1 protein-coding gene is annotated in these 1,419 nt (G+C 66.0%); it reads right to left on the bottom strand.

Features of this window, described 5'->3' with window-relative positions:
- Positions 1 to 29 precede the first annotated feature (29 nt).
- On the bottom strand, positions 30 to 1,271 hold the full coding sequence (locus ACIP98_RS42505) for an IS256 family transposase (RefSeq protein ID WP_401982255.1): 1,242 nt from the start codon (positions 1,269 to 1,271) through the stop codon (positions 30 to 32).
- Positions 1,272 to 1,419: the final 148 nt, after the last annotated feature.

Genomic DNA, 1,419 nt, shown 5'->3' with positions numbered 1-1,419 from the left:
GATGGCGTCCCTTCTTGTGGTGTAGCCGATCATCCGGCGGTTGTCTTCGTGGTGTTGGGGAGTGCGGGGGCGCCTTCGGGGAGCTCGGCAGGGTAGATCTGTTCCATGCTGCCTTCGGGGAGGTAGCGGCGGGGGAAGGCGATCCATTCGTCGTGCATCTCGAACAGGACGGCGGTGACCAGCCATAGCAGGGCGTCGTCGTTGGGGAAGACCTGGACGACATCGATGCGGCGCTTGATCTCGCGGTTGACTCGCTCCAGGGGGTTCGTCGACTGGATCTTCTTCCAATGTCGTTCGGGGAAGACCGCGAAGGCCGTCAGGTCCTCCTCGGCGTCCAGCAGCATCGTCTTGACCTTGGGGAACTGGGTTCCGAGCATGTCGGCCACGGTCTGCAGCTGGGCGCGTACCGCCTGGGCGGTGGACTGGGCGAAGATCGTGCGGATGGTTGCGGCGACCATCTCGCCAGCGTCCTTCGGGATCACCGCGAAGGTGTTGCGCAGGAAATGGACCCGACAGCGCTGGTAGGCCGCGCCGATCATCACCTTGCGGATGGCCTTGACCAGGCCCGTATGGTGGTCGCCGATCACGAGGCGGACGCCGGTCAGGCCTCGTTCGCGCAGGTGACGGAGGAATTGGGTCCAGAACAGTTCGGTCTCGCTGTCCCCGACCATCACCCCCAGGACCTCGCGGCCGCCGTCCTCGGTGACCGCGGTGGCGATGACCACGGCCCGGGAGACGATCTGGTGCTCGACGCGGGCCTTGCAGTAGGTGGCGTCCAGATACAGGTAGGGGAAGCGTGTGTGGTCCAGGGGCCGGGTGCGGAAGGCGATCAGCTGCCGGTCGAGGTCGGTGCAGATCCTCGAGACCTCACTCTTGGATATCCCGGTGTCCGCGCCGAGGGCTTTGACCAGGTCATCGACCGAGCGGGTGGACACTCCGTGGACGTAGGCCTCCATGATGACGGCATACAGGGCCTGGTCGATCCGGCGCCGCCGTTCCAGCAGGCTCGGGAAGAAGCTTCCCGACCGCAGCTTGGGAATCGCCAGGTCCAGGTCGCCGGCCTGCGTGCTCAACGTCTTGTCGCGGTGTCCGTTACGCAGCGCGGTGCGAGTGTCGGTGTGCTCGTTCCACCCCGCGCCGATCTTCGCGGTGGCTTCGGCCTCGATCAGTTCCTGCAGCATCCGCTCGGCCACGTTCCGGACGAGTTCGAGTCCGTCCGACGAGCGTAGTGACTCCAGCAGGCGAAGTAGGTCAGACTGGGACAGGGCCACCACGCACCTCCCGGGTTGAACTGGCCGTTCACCAGGAAGAGTTGCATGGTGGCCCGCCCCATGGGCAGGGAGCGGGGGCTACCCACCCGATGCACCCCGGCGCACACCCCCGACGTGATCGGCTACACCACAAGAGGGGACGCCATCC

It is taken from the genome of Streptomyces sp. NPDC088354 (assembly GCF_044753585.1).
Lineage (GTDB): Bacteria > Actinomycetota > Actinomycetes > Streptomycetales > Streptomycetaceae > Actinacidiphila.
This window is presented reverse-complemented; position numbering and strand designations above follow the sequence as displayed.